The sequence below is a fragment of the Stieleria maiorica genome, from assembly GCF_008035925.1.
In the GTDB taxonomy this organism is placed as follows: Bacteria; Planctomycetota; Planctomycetia; order Pirellulales; family Pirellulaceae; genus Stieleria; species Stieleria maiorica.
In genome coordinates this window covers 1,925,798-1,939,583 of sequence record NZ_CP036264.1, presented here as the reverse complement: position 1 = coordinate 1,939,583, position 13,786 = coordinate 1,925,798, and the positions used below count along the sequence as shown (strand labels likewise).

14 protein-coding genes and 1 pseudogene are annotated in these 13,786 nt (G+C 60.6%); 12 read left to right on the top strand and 3 right to left on the bottom strand.

The genetic code is table 11. The features are described from left to right. Nucleotides 1-245 precede the first annotated feature (245 nt). A complete protein-coding gene (locus Mal15_RS06550) occupies nucleotides 246-2,105 on the top strand; it encodes a serine/threonine-protein kinase (RefSeq protein WP_147867029.1) in 1,860 nt (619 codons plus the stop codon). A 217-nt stretch (nucleotides 2,106-2,322) separates the two neighbouring features. On the opposite strand, the gene Mal15_RS06545 is transcribed toward Mal15_RS06550, so the two are convergent. Continuing rightward, nucleotides 2,323-3,075 carry a ThuA domain-containing protein gene (locus tag Mal15_RS06545; RefSeq protein ID WP_147867028.1) on the bottom strand — a complete coding sequence of 251 codons (753 nt, stop codon included), beginning with the start codon at nucleotides 3,073-3,075 and terminating at the stop codon, nucleotides 2,323-2,325. Nucleotides 3,076-3,391: 316 nt separating this feature from the next. Then, nucleotides 3,392-4,336, bottom strand: a complete 945-nt coding sequence (locus Mal15_RS06540; RefSeq protein WP_315854296.1) for a DUF4912 domain-containing protein — start codon at nucleotides 4,334-4,336, stop codon at nucleotides 3,392-3,394. Nucleotides 4,337-4,367: 31 nt separating this feature from the next. Between Mal15_RS06540 and Mal15_RS34990 the strand changes: the two genes are divergently transcribed. After that, nucleotides 4,368-4,676, top strand: a complete 309-nt coding sequence (locus Mal15_RS34990) for a hypothetical protein (protein WP_315854310.1) — start codon at nucleotides 4,368-4,370, stop codon at nucleotides 4,674-4,676. On the opposite strand, the pseudogene Mal15_RS34985 reads toward Mal15_RS34990, so the two are convergent. Beyond that, a pseudogene (locus Mal15_RS34985) lies at nucleotides 4,664-4,855 on the bottom strand (hypothetical protein); the annotation flags it as partial. The gene Mal15_RS34990 and the pseudogene Mal15_RS34985 overlap by 13 nt on opposite strands. 560 nt (nucleotides 4,856-5,415) lie before the next feature. On the opposite strand from Mal15_RS34985, the gene Mal15_RS06535 reads away from it, so the two are divergent. The 10 genes from Mal15_RS06535 to Mal15_RS06490 all read left to right on the top strand — a co-directional run bounded on the left by Mal15_RS06535 (nucleotide 5,416) and on the right by Mal15_RS06490 (nucleotide 13,732). Beyond that, on the top strand, nucleotides 5,416-5,838 hold the full coding sequence (locus Mal15_RS06535; RefSeq protein ID WP_147867026.1) for an AtpZ/AtpI family protein: 423 nt from the start codon (nucleotides 5,416-5,418) through the stop codon (nucleotides 5,836-5,838). An 80-nt stretch (nucleotides 5,839-5,918) separates the two neighbouring features. Then, nucleotides 5,919-6,404 (top strand): hypothetical protein, encoded by a 486-nt coding sequence (locus Mal15_RS06530; RefSeq protein WP_147867025.1) that lies wholly within the window; start codon nucleotides 5,919-5,921, stop codon nucleotides 6,402-6,404. Between the two features lie 16 nt (nucleotides 6,405-6,420). Further along, entirely contained in the window at nucleotides 6,421-7,464 is a 1,044-nt protein-coding gene (gene atpB, locus Mal15_RS06525; protein WP_147867024.1) for a F0F1 ATP synthase subunit A, read from the top strand. Between the two features lie 110 nt (nucleotides 7,465-7,574). Then, nucleotides 7,575-7,820 (top strand): ATP synthase F0 subunit C, encoded by a 246-nt coding sequence (gene atpE, locus Mal15_RS06520; protein WP_095737805.1) that lies wholly within the window; start codon nucleotides 7,575-7,577, stop codon nucleotides 7,818-7,820. Nucleotides 7,821-7,936: 116 nt separating this feature from the next. Then, entirely contained in the window at nucleotides 7,937-8,593 is a 657-nt protein-coding gene (gene atpF / locus Mal15_RS06515; RefSeq protein WP_147867023.1) for a F0F1 ATP synthase subunit B, read from the top strand. A gap of 73 nt (nucleotides 8,594-8,666) precedes the next feature. Further along, complete coding sequence (gene atpH, locus Mal15_RS06510; RefSeq protein WP_147867022.1) at nucleotides 8,667-9,293, top strand: ATP synthase F1 subunit delta; 627 nt, start codon at nucleotides 8,667-8,669, stop codon at nucleotides 9,291-9,293. 87 nt (nucleotides 9,294-9,380) lie between these two features. Further along, a complete protein-coding gene (gene atpA, locus Mal15_RS06505) occupies nucleotides 9,381-10,895 on the top strand; it encodes a F0F1 ATP synthase subunit alpha (protein WP_147867021.1) in 1,515 nt (504 codons plus the stop codon). A gap of 40 nt (nucleotides 10,896-10,935) precedes the next feature. Continuing rightward, nucleotides 10,936-11,820 (top strand): ATP synthase F1 subunit gamma, encoded by an 885-nt coding sequence (gene atpG, locus Mal15_RS06500; RefSeq protein ID WP_147867020.1) that lies wholly within the window; start codon nucleotides 10,936-10,938, stop codon nucleotides 11,818-11,820. Between the two features lie 73 nt (nucleotides 11,821-11,893). Then, nucleotides 11,894-13,342, top strand: a complete 1,449-nt coding sequence (gene atpD, locus Mal15_RS06495) for a F0F1 ATP synthase subunit beta (RefSeq protein WP_147867019.1) — start codon at nucleotides 11,894-11,896, stop codon at nucleotides 13,340-13,342. A gap of 3 nt (nucleotides 13,343-13,345) precedes the next feature. After that, entirely contained in the window at nucleotides 13,346-13,732 is a 387-nt protein-coding gene (locus Mal15_RS06490; RefSeq protein ID WP_147867018.1) for a F0F1 ATP synthase subunit epsilon, read from the top strand. Nucleotides 13,733-13,786 lie beyond the last annotated feature (54 nt).

Genomic DNA, 13,786 nt, shown 5'->3' with positions numbered 1-13,786 from the left:
ATTTGCGCTCGCCGAGTTCGGAGAACACGGCGACTTTCGTGCTCGCCGAGTTCGGAGAACACGGCGACTTTCGCGCTCGCCGGGTTCGGAGAACGCGGCGACGCTCGGAATGCATCGGAAACCCGCAAGTGAAGCTGAGGTAAACTACGTCTGCTTTGTTTCAACTTTGTCTGTAACCCGCTCCCCAACCGCGTGTAGGAGAAAACAGAGTCCCGTCCGCGTTCCTCCGAAACCACGCAATCACGATGTCCGACACACCCTGTCCCCGCTGTGGCACGCCGATCCCGACCGACCCGGCGTCCGCTGATTCTGCAGCCCCAGCACAATGCCCACGCTGTTTGCTGCGACCGCCCTGGGACAAGCCGCATCCGGTCGCGATCACACTCGGACCCGGCCAAAGCTTTGTCCCGCCGTCGATCGAAGAATTGTCCGGGCAGATCAGCGGCTACGAAGTCGAAGCGTTGATCGGGCAAGGCGGCATGGGCGCGGTCTACTTGGGCCGACAGAAGTCGCTCGATCGCGCCGTGGCGATCAAGATCCTGCCCCCGCAAATCGCCGAACGCGCCGGTTTTCGCGAGCGGTTTGCCCAGGAGGGCCGGGCGCTGGCCAAACTCAATCATCCCAACATTGTTTCCGTTCATGATTTCGGCCAAGCCGGCCCCTACGCCATGTTGGTGATGGAATTGGTCGAAGGGGCCAACCTGCGCGAAGTCCTGGCCCAGGGCAGGCTGTCACCGGCTGAAGCGCTCGAGATCATCCCGCAACTTTGCGACGCGCTGGCCTATGCCCACGACGAAGGCGTCGTGCATCGCGACATCAAACCGGAAAACCTGCTCTTCGACAGCCGCGGGCGGTTGAAGATCACCGATTTCGGGCTCGCCAAGTTGGTGGCCAACAAAACCGCCGTTGATGCCGAAGAGGGCACAACGGCCGAAAGCGAATCTCCGGCGCCCGATCCAACACAAGGTGTCGTGGGGACGGTGCATTACATGGCGCCCGAGCAGTTGGAAAACCCACGTTCGGTCGATCATCGCGCCGACATCTACGCACTCGGCGTGGTGTTCTACGAAATGCTGACCGGTGAACTTCCGATCGGCCGATTCGAACCACCCAGCCAGCTCCTAAACGGTGCAGCGTCCCGGCAGATCCCAAAGGTTTCGATCGACGTGCGGCTGGACGACGTAGTGTTGCGGGCGCTGGAAAAGCACCCCGAAAAACGCTACGCCACGGCTTCGGCGGTGATGCACGATCTGGATGAAATTGAAAAGACTCCGCATCAAACGGCGCAGGCCGCTACATCGCCCGACGATCCCTGGCAACGCGTTCACGCGACGGTGCACCGCGCGGGAAACGTCGCCAGCGAATATGCATCGACATCGATGGAAACGACGGGCACGTGGATTTCGCAGGCTGTCAATCGCAGGCTGACCAACCCCCGCGTGGAAGTCCCCGCCTACATCGCCCTGGGGATCGCCATCGTCGGCGCGGTGGGCACCTCCATGTGGCTCGGTGTCCCGCGCGGCGAAGCGATGGCGCTGCTCTGGTGCGGGCTGACGACGTTCTTGGCGATTGTTTTTGCAAGAGTCTCGCTGGCGCGCGAGTCGGAATCCGGAAGCCCGCAAACGTTTCTCGTCAGCCGGCTGGTCCTCGGCGGAGCGTATCTGATCATCGCCCTTCCGATCTTGATCGCTCCGATCATCGCCTCGGTTGCCCTGTGGGTCGAAATCTATGACGAACCTCGTGACATCGGCCGAATGGGCTGGATACGTGATTGGGTCCAGGTGGTTTCAACGACGGTCGTCGCGACGGCCGCGTCATGGCTGCTTCTGCTCGGAGCGCACGCCGTGTTTCCAAAACTGCTGGCCGTCGTCTTTCGCCCCTTCGTCACCACCACCACTCGGCTCGCGACCATACCACTGGCAATCGGATTGATCGCCCTGATCGGCGGTGGCGTCGTCACGGCTCATCAGTTTCCGTACCTGAGCTACACCCCCGGGATCCCAGTCGAGGAATCGAACTGGGACAAGCTGTCGCCGAGAGACTTTAAAGAAATGCAACGCGAACTGAACGAACGTCGGCTCGCCGAAGGCGACAGTCTGCAGTGACGCTTTGCTCGATACTGGAGGACGAGAAGAACCACGGATGGCAAAGCGTACCCACGGATAGGAAACTGGATGAGATCCGTGGGTACGCCTTGCCATCCGTTGGGTGACTTCCACCTGGAGTCCGACCCGCTGACGTAGCGACGCTCGCCAGAGCGTGGAGTCGACGGAGGACCGAGATCACAGGTGCGTGTTGGCATCGTCGACGCCTACCCCGCGATCACTTCCCCGCGGCCCAAACGGTGCCATCGACGATCAGGTTCAGAAAGACCTTGTCTTGGAAGGTCTCGTTGGAGTGGCCGTAGGTGGTGCCGAACACGCGGGCCTTGCCGTACTGGTTGGTCCAGATCACGGGATGTTCTTTGCCATCCTTTTCACTTATGCTGGTCGCCAAGGCGGTCGCGGTCGGCCAAAGTTTTTCGATGATGTACAGCTCGTCGAACTGGATCGTGTGGCCGTCGGGAAAGGACTTCATGATCGGGTGATCTCTGGCCTTCACGTCGACTTTGTATGAGCTTTTGTGGTCGTGTCGCCGGCTGGTCACGCCGAGCAGTTGACGCCAGTCGTCGATGGTCGCATCGCGATAGGTGTGCATGGCACAGTGGATCACGACCGCCGGCAAGCCTTCGAAGTGCGGCCCGGTGATCGTGCGGATGTAATCGGCGTCGGTCGTCTTGGCAAAACACTCGTTGTGAATGCAGACGTCAAAGTTCTTGGCCCAATCCGACTGGCCATAAAAGTCAATTTGCGCGTCCGTCCCCGTACCGCCTTCATTGACCACCGTCCAGTTGGCCGCGACCCCGGCGTTTTCGAACGCCAGCTGTAGCGACTTGGTCTGAAAGTCATAGTCGTGGCAGCAACCGCTGGTGATCAGCAGGATGCGGAGCGGTTTGGAGTCGGCTGCCGAGCCGGTTGTCGCCACAATCAAGAGAAGCAGGGCGGAGCAGACGGAGGCGAGGAGGTTGCGTGGCATCGGGGTTTATAAGTCTTTGATTCTACGGGGTTTCTGCAAATATCTCTGGCTGCCCTGAACCACATGGAGGTCGATTGCCCACGGATAGCAGCGCGAACCCGCGGATCCCAGGCCACATTACATCCGTGGGTTCGCGCAGCTATCCGTGGGCCTTTTCGGTTCCTCCAGACCTCCTGCCTGAACGCCCCCTTAGAGCAAGCATGCGCACGAACTCTTCCAGGTAGGGTTCATTCTTAACTGACCGCCGAAGGACACGACGCGACGGCCCGGAAGGGCCATCGTACCTCCAGGCTGGAAAGCTATCCCACTGGCGACGCTACATGTTGTCCTTGACGTCGACCGCTTCCATGACCTTGGTATTGCGTTCGACGGCGATCACGGTGGTTCGCTGCCGCATGCCATCACGGCTTTCGGCCGTCACCGGCAACACCTGACGCTTGTCGGGCAACTTCATGCGGACGGTGAACGTTCCGTCGGATTGCAGTTTGACCGGACGACCGCCCAGCGAAACCGAGGACCCCGATGCGGTTCGGCCGAACACGATCAATTCCGCGTCGACTTCGAAAGGCAACTTGCTTTGACGCAGCAACGTCGGATCAGCAGTCAACTGGCCTTGTGAGCCGCGTGTCGGCATCGAACGATGCAGCCGCTCTTCGAAGATCTCCTTCAGGTCGCCGCCGTCGGTGTCGTAGCCACCGCTGAGCGAATAGATTCGTTCGTAGTCGTCGGCGATGTCGTGCCAGTGCTCGTCCAGGCGTTCGCACTCGCCGGGGCTGGGCGTTTCGACGATGTTGCTGCGGCAGATCGGATGGAAATGGTCATCCGAGGTGATGTAGCCGATGGCGACGCGGAATCGCGTCGGGGGCTCCTGGACATCGATGTACCAGGTATCCACGCCGCCGTGGATCGGGATGTCGCGTTGGACGGTCTCGGCGATGTTGTTGGCCACGTCTTCGACTTCCATCACCCGCAAAACAGGCTTGGCTGTGTGCCAGCGTTCGGCCAGCGACGACTCCGCTCGGGCGACGCTTGCCCGAGTGATTTCCCAGGTCGCTTGCAACCAGTAGGAATCGCGGACCATCAGCACGATGCGATCGCGGTGGGGCTCGCCGGCCCGCGTCCGCTGGGGGCCGTTCTGGACTGCCGATCCGCCGACCAGGGTGCCGGTGGACAGGTCGCGGTGCTTTTCCGCTTGCTCCTTCTGCCGACGCAATTGGGCCCGGATGCGGGCGGTTTTTGCCGAAACCTTGGGGGCCCGCATTTCTGGCAACGGGCGATCGTTCAGGGAAACGTTGCGACGCGACCGGGATTTGACGTTCCGCGAAGACTTGGCGGCTGCCGGACGAGTTTTCGACATCGATTTCACCGTCGACGCGACGCCGTCGGCCGATTTATCCGTTCGCGGTTTGGAGGCACTTACCCGCCGGCTGGACGCGCGTGCGGTTGCCCCCGAGCTCGAGCCGGCTTTTGCCGACACCCCACTGCGGCCCGACTTGGACGCCGGGGAAGACTTCGATTTTCGCCGCAACCGACGCTGGGTCTTGCTGATCGCGTCAACCAGCTCATCCTTTCGCATGCCATGCCACCCGGCGATGCCATAGTTTTTGGCCAGAGAGGCGAGTTCACGCCGCGTCTGTGACTTGAGATCTGCCGTTTTGATCAAAGTACTGTCTCCAGATGTGCTAGTCGTGCTGGCCAGCCACTTGCGAAATCGTTCAAAGTCACAAGTTGAGTCGGCGTTATCGTGATGACGCGTGTTACTCCCCCGGCTGAAAGCCATGTGGCCACGGCCCGGTGAGAAACCGATGGACGAGCCGGATCCTGGGCAGGCTGACTCGTCCGCGTCTTGGTGGGTGGTTTGTCGCTCATCTGAATTCCAGAAACCGGTGCAGCTATCCCCATAGAGTGGGGTTTTGGCGGGGTCACCTTGCCGCTCAGGAACCGTTAACGGAGCAATCAACACCGCAGTCATTATGCCAAGGCTTTGAGAAAGTTAAAGAGTCGTCTGGTCGGATTGCAGGGCTTGAATCGAGATTTGGGCTGAAATCGCCGTAAAGAACGGGAAAACTTCCCCAATTTTTCTGCGGATTGCCGCAGCCAAAATCGACAACGTGTCTATTTCAGGGCCGTCTGACACTTTTTCCCCGAGCCGCCCCCCGGTCTCCCGTGCCTTCGGGTGCGGCTATCGGTCGCCCCTCCTATCCGTGGCACGGTTGTCGATCAGACTGTGCCCGCGTTCTGTGGTGAAGCAGAGTTCACCGCCCCCCGATCGAGTCGCTGCGAAGCGGCCTGCACGAGCTGGGCGAGCGGACCTGGAAACAAACTGAACAAAGGTGCACAATGCCGCAGCAGGATCGATCGCCGGATCGGCCGCCGCGGCGGCGAGAGCCGGCCGGCCGAACCCCACGCACCGCGAGGGGACAGGCGCCGGTCTGGATCCGCATGGCCGGCGCCGGTTTAGAACTCGCCTTCATCACGATCGTGTTCGGTGCCATCGGTGCCGCGATCGACCGCCAGTTGCAAGCAGCCCGCCCGGTCTGCTCCGCCATCGGGGGATTGCTCGGCTTTACCCTGGGCATGATCCGGTTCATTCGCCTGGCGACTTCGACGTCGAACCTGCAACGGCAGATCGAGACGTCCGGGTCGGCCGCTCAGGCGCCCGGACGGGTCAACGAACAGCCTCCGGGCGAACAGCCTCCGGGCGACGCGGTTGCTGCCGACGATGACGGCGGCGGCGATGACCGTGCCGACGAAACACCTTGATGATTCGCGTCCCCTCGTACAAACCTTTTCGTCCGAACTTCCCTTTCGTCTGAATTTCGTTGATCGCCCTCCATTTTCCAATGCGAAACGGCCGACCCTACCTGTGCTGCCTCGTCGCGATCTCGGTCGCCTGGGTGATCGGGATGCTCGCGTCATGGTCATTGGCCCACAGCGGCGTCCTTGCGGTCGACGTGCGTTTGTTGCTGATGGTCGGCATGGGCAGCGGGGCGGTGGCGGTGGCCGGCGGATTGCCGGGGATTGCGACGGAGATGTTGCCCCAGGGTGATCGCTCACCGGCCAGGATCACGATCGGTTTTTCCGCCGGAGCAATAATTCGCCTGCTTGGCACTGTTGCACTTGTCGGTCTGTGTAGTTATCACTTGCCCGCCGCCAAGAAGGAAATCGCGGGAGTGATTCTCGCGTGGTACGTCTACCTGACCTCCACCGACGTGGTCGCGTTGGCGATGCTCTTGCCTCGCCAAGACCGTTGCGTCGCCAAGCCAGTTTGCCTTGCCGATCCTGTTCGCCTCGCCAAGCCTGGGCGGCCACCCCAAGAAGCTAAATAGCCAAGCATTCAAATCGATGAATCTGTTATTCGCATCTGCCGATGATCCACTTTCGCACGTCGTGCCCCACGCGTTGCACCACGAGCCGCTGTTTACGGTCAGCGTGGGTGGTCCCGAGACGAACATCCCGGCGTTGTTCATCAAGGACGGCCAGTACAGTTTCTACATCACCAATCACCTGATGATGACGGCCGTCACGGCGATCGCGGTCATCTTGGTGTTTTGCTATGTCGCGACCAAGATTCGGGTCAAGGGCGAAGGCTTGCAGGCCTACCAGACCAAAGGTCGCCTGGCCCAGTTGTTCGAGACCGTTTGCTGGTTCATCCGCGACGAAGTGGCGCGTCCGAACTTGCACGACCTGACCGACAAATACATCCCGTACATCTGGACGGTGTTCTTTTTCATCCTGTTCTCCAACGTGCTGGGACTGGTTCCGTTCGGCAGCGGTCTGCACATGGCCGGGTTGATCTGGAGCGACCACGCCAGCGAGTACGGGCATTTCGGGGGCACCGCGACGGGCAACCTGTCGCTCAACGCGATGCTGGCGATTTGCAGCTTTATCGCGATCTTGTTCATCGGGATTCGGGAGACGGGTGCCAAGGCATTCTTCTCTCACTTCAACCCGATCGGCTGGGACGGCCCCAAGGCGATGTCCTTCGGGATCGGATTGCCGTTGTACGTCTTGGAGTGGCTGGGATTGCTGATCAAGTGCGTCGTGCTTGCGATGCGGCTTTTCGGCACGATGATGGCGGGCCACCTGGTGGTCGCTGCGATCGTCGGGCTGGTATTCACCGCCGCATCGGTGTCGCACTTGCTGGGCTATGGCGTCGGCATCGCGGTCGTCCTGGGCTGTGTCGTGCTGACGCTGTTGGAGTTGTTCATCTGCATGCTCCAGGCCTTCATTTTTACCTTCCTGACCGTACTGTTCATTTCGACCGTTGCGGCACACCATGGCGATCATGGCCATGAACACGAGCACGATCCGTTGAGCGACGAGTCTCAAATGGATCTGGATAAGTTGATTGAGCCGACTCGCTTGGCCGGTTTGGCCGACGCGTGACGGAGCTGCGGAACCTTTGATTTACTAACCCTTTGACCTTTCCCCTTTTTTGTGCGTCCGTTTCTTTGCGAGAAGCCGGGCGACGAGAGAATTCTAGGAGCGAACCTGAGATGTTTGAATTCGCAATGATGCTGGCTCAAGAGGCTGCAGAATTTGGCAAGATGGGTGTCGGTATCGGCATCGGCCTCGTGATTTTGGGTGCCGGCTGGGGCATCGGCCGCATCGGTGGCGGTGCGGTGGAAGCGATCGCTCGCCAACCCGAAGCGAGCGGAACGATCAGCACGCAGATGCTGATTTCGGCCGCACTGATCGAAGGTGTGACCGTGATCGCGTTGATCCTGATGTACCTGCTGTAGTTCCCAGGAACTGTAACTAGAGAGATCGGCCGCGTGCTCGGTCGGTCGCCTCGCTTTCGCGGCAGTGAAGCCGAGGCGGCACTCCGGATTGCGGTTGCCCACCCTTAGGTGATTTGATGTCGTACTTGCGTTTTGCCGTCATGGCGTTCGCCGTCTCCTTCGTTGCGGTCGGCCCGCCCGTGGCGTTCTCGCCCCTCTCGGTCCAGGCCGCGGAAGCGTCGTCCGAAGGAGACGCTCATGGTGATGGTGCACACGGCGAGGGTGCCCACGAAGCACTGCCGCCGATCCTGTCGTTCGACCCCGGTGCAGCGGTCATCAATCTGGCGATCTTCCTGGTCACCTTCGGGGTGCTGGCGAAGTTCGTTTGGCCGGTGATCCTGGGTGGATTGAAGGCTCGCGAAGAAAAAATCGCCGGCGATCTGCAGTCGGCCCAGGCGTCCAACCTGAAGGCCGAAGCCACGCTTGCCGAGTACCAGAAAAAGGTGCAGGAAGTGGCCGGTGAGGCCCAGGCCATCTTGGCCGAAGCCCGACGTGACGCCCAAGCGACCGCCACCAAGATCGTCGACGAGGCCAAGGCCGACGCCCAACGTCAAAGCGAACGTGCCCAGGCCGACATCGAAACCGCCAAAAAGGTCGCCCTGGCCGAAATCGCCAGCCAAACCTCCTCCCTGGCAATGGGTGTTGCCAAGCAGGTCGTCGGCCGCGAATTGAAGGCCGAGGACCACGCCGAGCTGATCAAACGGGCGCTCGAAGAGGTCCCGAGCAAGAACTGACCCAGTGGCACGTTTTTCCCCGCCACGCCGAATCACCCCGTGCGGGAAAGACGAAACACCTTTGGAATCATCGATGGAAACTCCCGACGAAGTAAAACACGAAACGGTGATGGACACCGGGGCCGAGCAACTGGGCAAAACCTACGCCCAGGCATTGCTGGGGGCTGCCCAGCAGGCGGGCCGGACCGAAGTCATTGTCGATCAACTGAACCAGGTGGTCGATGAATACCTTCGCAAAAGCCCGCAGCTTGCCGCCGCCTTTGCTTCGCCGCGCATCGATCTTCACGAAAAACAACGCGTCATCGACAAAGTCTTCGGGGGCGATTTCGATCCGCTGCTGTTGACGTTCTTGAAGGTGATGGCATCGCGTGGCCGGCTCGGACACGTCGCGGCGGTTCGTGACGGGGTGTTGGAACAGTACGACACCATGACCAACCAAGTGCTTGCGAAAGTCAGCACGGCCGTCCCGCTGGACGATGGGTTGCGGGCCTCGATCACGGAAAAGCTGGGGGCCGCAACAGGAAAGAAAGTTCGACTTCAAGAAGTCGTCGACGCCGACTTGATCGGCGGCATGGTGATCCGAATCGGAGACACGGTTTTCGACAACTCCGTCGCCAACCGCCTCAATGGCATCGCCAAACGAGCCAGCGAAGGATTTTCCGCCAAGATCGCTGAGAAATTTGATCAATTGACTCAATAACCAACGGAAGCGCCCCCTGCCCCAACACGCAGCCGCTTCCGCTAACGCCCCAATCAACACCAAAAAACTCTGACGCATTAGATTGCCATGAAATTTAGCAGCGATGAAATCGCATCGGTCTTGCAACAGGAGATTGAAAACTTCGACAGCAAGATCGATGTTCGCGAGGTCGGTACCGTTCTCGAAGTCGGTGACGGGATCGCGCGTGTGTATGGTCTTTCCGGTGTGATGGCCGGGGAGATGGTGGAGTTCCCCAACGGTGCGATCGGGTTGGCGTTCAACCTGGAAGAGAACAGCGTCGGCGTGATCATCCTGGGGGATTACCTGACGATTCAAGAAGGTGACGAAGTCAAGGCGCTCGGAACGCTGTTGAGCGTGCCGGCCGGTGACGCCGTCGTCGGACGCGTGCTCGATCCGCTGGGCAACCCGCTGGACGGCAAAGGCCCGGTGCAGTCGGACGTCACCCGCCCGGTCGAAATCATCGCCACCGGGGTCGCCGAGCGACAGCCGGTGACCGAGCCGATGCAGACCGGCATCAAAGCGATCGACGCGATGACCCCGATCGGTCGCGGCCAACGCGAATTGATCATCGGTGACCGCAAAACGGGCAAGACCGCCATCGCGATCGATGCGATCTTGAACCAGAAAGGTCAGGACGTGAAATGCTTCTACGTCGCGATCGGCCAAAAGGACAGCTCGGTCGCGGGCGTCGTGGACGTGTTGGAAAAATACGGCGCGATGGAATACACGACCGTGATCGTCGCCGGTGCGAGCTCGCCCGCTCCGCTGCAATACGTCGCCCCCTACGCCGGGACCGCGATGGCCGAACACTTCATGTTCAACGGCGGCCACGCCCTGATCGTCTATGACGATTTGAGCAAGCAAGCGGTCGCCTATCGTCAAATGAGTCTGTTGATGCGACGCCCGCCGGGCCGTGAAGCGTTCCCCGGGGACGTCTTCTACTGCCACAGCCGTCTGCTGGAACGCTCTTCCAAACTGTCCGACGACCTGGGCGGCGGCTCGATCACCAGCTTGCCGATCATCGAAACGCTCGAAGGCGAGGTGTCGGCCTACATTCCGACCAACGTGATTTCGATCACCGACGGCCAGATCTATGTCCAGCCCGACCTGTTCTTCTCCGGTGTTCGCCCCGCGATGAACCCCGGGATTTCGGTCTCCCGCGTCGGCGGTGCCGCCCAGATCAAGGCGATGAAGAAGGTCGCCGGCGGTCTGCGATTGGACCTCGCTGCCTTCCGTGCGTTGGAAGCCTTCGCCCAGTTGGGAACCGACCTGGACCCGGCCACCCAGGCCCAACTGGACCGTGGTTACCGGATGGTCGAATTGCTCAAGCAACCCCAGTACCAACCGCTGTCGGTCGCCGAACAAGTGGTCAGCTTGTACGCCGGGACCCAAGGGCACTTGGATGACGTCGAAATCAAAACCGTCCAACAGTGGGAAAAGGATTTCTTGCAATTCATCAACGACAAACACAGCTCGTTGTTGGAGAAATTGACGCAAGAGGGTGCCTTGACCGACGACATCGTCAGCTCCCTGGAAGCCGCCATCAAAGATTTCAAGGCTGGCTACACGCCGTCTGCCTGATCTCATTCACCTGAACTATCCCGTCATCGTTTAACGATTCATGGCCAACGCAAGAGCGCTTGATAAACGACGCAAGTCGATCCGCAACATCCGCAAGATCACGCGGACGATGGAGCTGATCGCAACGGCGCGGTACAAGAAAGCGATGGACCGGGCCCAAGCCGCGACCGCTTACACCGAGCAGATCACCAAGATCGTCGGGCGACTCGCCGCCGCCGGTCTGGACGTTCAGCATCCGTTGCTGGAACAACGCGACGAAATCAAGAACGCCCGTGTGCTGGTGCTGACCAGCAACCGCGGTTTGTGCGGCGGTTACAACGGCGCGGTGCTTCGTGAAGCGATGCCGCTGATCAAGGAAATGAAAGCGTCGTTGCCCAATGTCGCCGTCGACGTCAGCGGAAAACGCGGTGCCGACGGACTGGCGTTCCGCAAGGTCGCGACCGACGAAAAGCACCTGAATTTCGAAGACCAACCGGCCTACGCCGACGTCGAAAAGATCGCCGACAGCTACCTGTCCCGGTACATCACCGGGGAATTGGATCGGCTGGACGTGGTCTACACGAAATTCATCAGCACCTCCAAGCAAGTCGCCACCGTCGAAACCCTGCTGCCACTGGGATCGCTGGGCGGCGAAGAGCAGCAAGAGGACGTCGGCGGCACGAGTGTCGAGTACGAATTCCTGCCCTCGGCCGAAAGCATCCTCGAGGAAGTCGTTCCGACCAGCTTCAAAGTCCGGCTGTTCAAGTGTTTCTTGGACGCCGCGGTCAGCGAACAAGTCGCTCGAATGATCGCGATGAAGGGCGCGACCGAAAACGCCGGCGACATGATCAAACAGCTTTCGATGACTTACAACCGGGCCCGACAAAGCCAGATCACCGGCGAGATCATGGAGATCATCGGCGGCGTCGAAGCTTTGGAAGGTTAAATCCCACACACTCTGGTGACCGGTCGCACCTGGCGGCCTGCCCCACAACACGTTTTTAGCGAAGAAGAATAGCATGTCCACCGCAACGGAAACTCGCGTCGTCGGCAAAGTCACGCAGGTCATCGGGTCGACGTTCGACGCCGAATTCCCCGAAGGCCAAATGCCGGAGATCTATAACGCTCTGGAAGTCAAGAGCGAGCACAAAGGGGTCTCGATCGACCTGGTCGGCGAAGTCCAACAGCACCTCGGCGGCGGACGCATCCGCGCGATCGCACTGGGCAGCACCGACGGCATGATGCGTGGGATGGACGTCGTCGATACCGGCAAACCCGTCGCCGTTCCGGTCGGAAAAGAAACCCTCGGACGCGTCTTCAACGTGCTGGGCGAACCGATCGACAAACGTGGCGACGTCGCGGCCGAAGATTACTGGCCGATCCACCGCGAAGCCCCGCCGGTCAACGAACTGTCCACCAACACCGAGCTGTTCGAAACCGGGATCAAGGTCGTCGACCTGCTGACCCCCTTCGTCCGCGGTGGTAAAGCGGGATTGTTCGGCGGTGCCGGACTGGGAAAAACCGTGATTCTGACCGAATTGATCGCTCGGATCGCCAGCAGCCACGGCGGTTACTCGGTCTTCGCCGGTGTGGGTGAACGAACCCGCGAAGGCACCGACCTGTGGTTGGAAATGCAGGAAACCGAAATCGGTCAAACCGGACGCAAGGTCATCGAGCAGACCTGCATGGTGTTCGGTCAGATGAACGAGCCGCCGGGATCGCGTCTGCGTGTCGCCCTGTCGGCGTTGACGATGGCCGAGTTCTTCCGGGACACCACCGGCGCGGACACGCTGTTGTTCGTCGACAACATTTTCCGTTTCTCCCAAGCCGGTTCGGAAGTTTCCGCGCTGCTGGGGCGGATGCCGTCGGCGGTCGGTTACCAACCGACGTTGGCGACCGAAATGGGTGCGTTGCAAGAACGGATCACGTCGACCAAAAAGGGTGCGATCACATCGGTCCAAGCCGTCTATGTTCCCGCGGACGACCCGACCGACCCCGCCCCGGCCACCGCGTTCGGCCAGTTGGACGCGTTCATCTATCTGGAACGGTCGATTTCGGAAAAAGGGATCTATCCCGCGATCGACCCGTTGGCGTCCAACTCGCGAATTCTGGACCCGCAATACGTCGGCGATCGTCACTACGCGATCGCACGCCGTGTGCAAACCACGCTGCAACGCTATCGCGAACTGCAAGACATCATCGCGATTCTGGGTGTCGACGAACTGAACGAAGACGACAAGACCATCGTGCACCGCGCACGTCGAATCGAACGATTCCTGTCCCAGCCCTTCTTGGTCGCCGAAGTCTTTACCGGCAAGGCCGGTGAGATCACGCCGTTGGAAGACACGATCCGCAGCTTCGAAGAGATCTGTGACGGCAAGTGGGACCACCTGCCCGAGCAAGCCTTCATGTACGTCGGATCGATCGAACAGGCGGAAGCTCAAGCCAAGAAGATGGAGAAGAAATAAGCCATGGCGATACGCTGCATCGTTGTCACCCCCGAACGCACCGAAGTGGATTGCGAAGCCGAATCGGTGACGCTGCCCATGTACGACGGATCCCTCGGCGTCCTGCCGGGTCGCGCCCCGATGATCGGGCGTTTGGGTTTCGGCACGCTCCATCTGGCCACCGCCGCGGGACCCCAACGGTACTTCGTCGACGGCGGCTTCGCCCAAGTCGAAGGCAACGTGGTCAGCCTGTTGACCTCGCGATCGATCTCCGTCGACCTGTTGGACGTCGGTGAAGCCGAACGGGCGCTCGAAGACGCCCAGGAAATGCCCGCATCGACCCCCGAGCTGGCGCAGCTGAAAGACACCGCCCTCCGCCGCGCCCGAGGCCAACTCCGCTCGGCCCGCTAAAACGCGGTTCGCTCCCCCTCGTTCCAAGGCTCTGGCTTGGAACGCACTGAGGCG

Coding starts and splice junctions, on each gene's coding strand:
- Mal15_RS06550 (WP_147867029.1), top strand. CDS start 246: ATGTCCGACACACCCTGTCCCCGCTGTGGCACGCCGATCCCGACCGAC.
- Mal15_RS06545 (WP_147867028.1), bottom strand. CDS start 3,075: ATGCCACGCAACCTCCTCGCCTCCGTCTGCTCCGCCCTGCTTCTCTTG.
- Mal15_RS06540 (WP_315854296.1), bottom strand. CDS start 4,336: ATGCGGGCCCCCAAGGTTTCGGCAAAAACCGCCCGCATCCGGGCCCAA.
- Mal15_RS06535 (WP_147867026.1), top strand. CDS start 5,416: ATGCCGCAGCAGGATCGATCGCCGGATCGGCCGCCGCGGCGGCGAGAG.
- Mal15_RS06530 (WP_147867025.1), top strand. CDS start 5,919: ATGCGAAACGGCCGACCCTACCTGTGCTGCCTCGTCGCGATCTCGGTC.
- atpB (WP_147867024.1), top strand. CDS start 6,421: ATGAATCTGTTATTCGCATCTGCCGATGATCCACTTTCGCACGTCGTG.
- atpE (WP_095737805.1), top strand. CDS start 7,575: ATGTTTGAATTCGCAATGATGCTGGCTCAAGAGGCTGCAGAATTTGGC.
- atpF (WP_147867023.1), top strand. CDS start 7,937: ATGTCGTACTTGCGTTTTGCCGTCATGGCGTTCGCCGTCTCCTTCGTT.
- atpH (WP_147867022.1), top strand. CDS start 8,667: ATGGAAACTCCCGACGAAGTAAAACACGAAACGGTGATGGACACCGGG.
- atpA (WP_147867021.1), top strand. CDS start 9,381: ATGAAATTTAGCAGCGATGAAATCGCATCGGTCTTGCAACAGGAGATT.
- atpG (WP_147867020.1), top strand. CDS start 10,936: ATGGCCAACGCAAGAGCGCTTGATAAACGACGCAAGTCGATCCGCAAC.
- atpD (WP_147867019.1), top strand. CDS start 11,894: ATGTCCACCGCAACGGAAACTCGCGTCGTCGGCAAAGTCACGCAGGTC.
- Mal15_RS06490 (WP_147867018.1), top strand. CDS start 13,346: ATGGCGATACGCTGCATCGTTGTCACCCCCGAACGCACCGAAGTGGAT.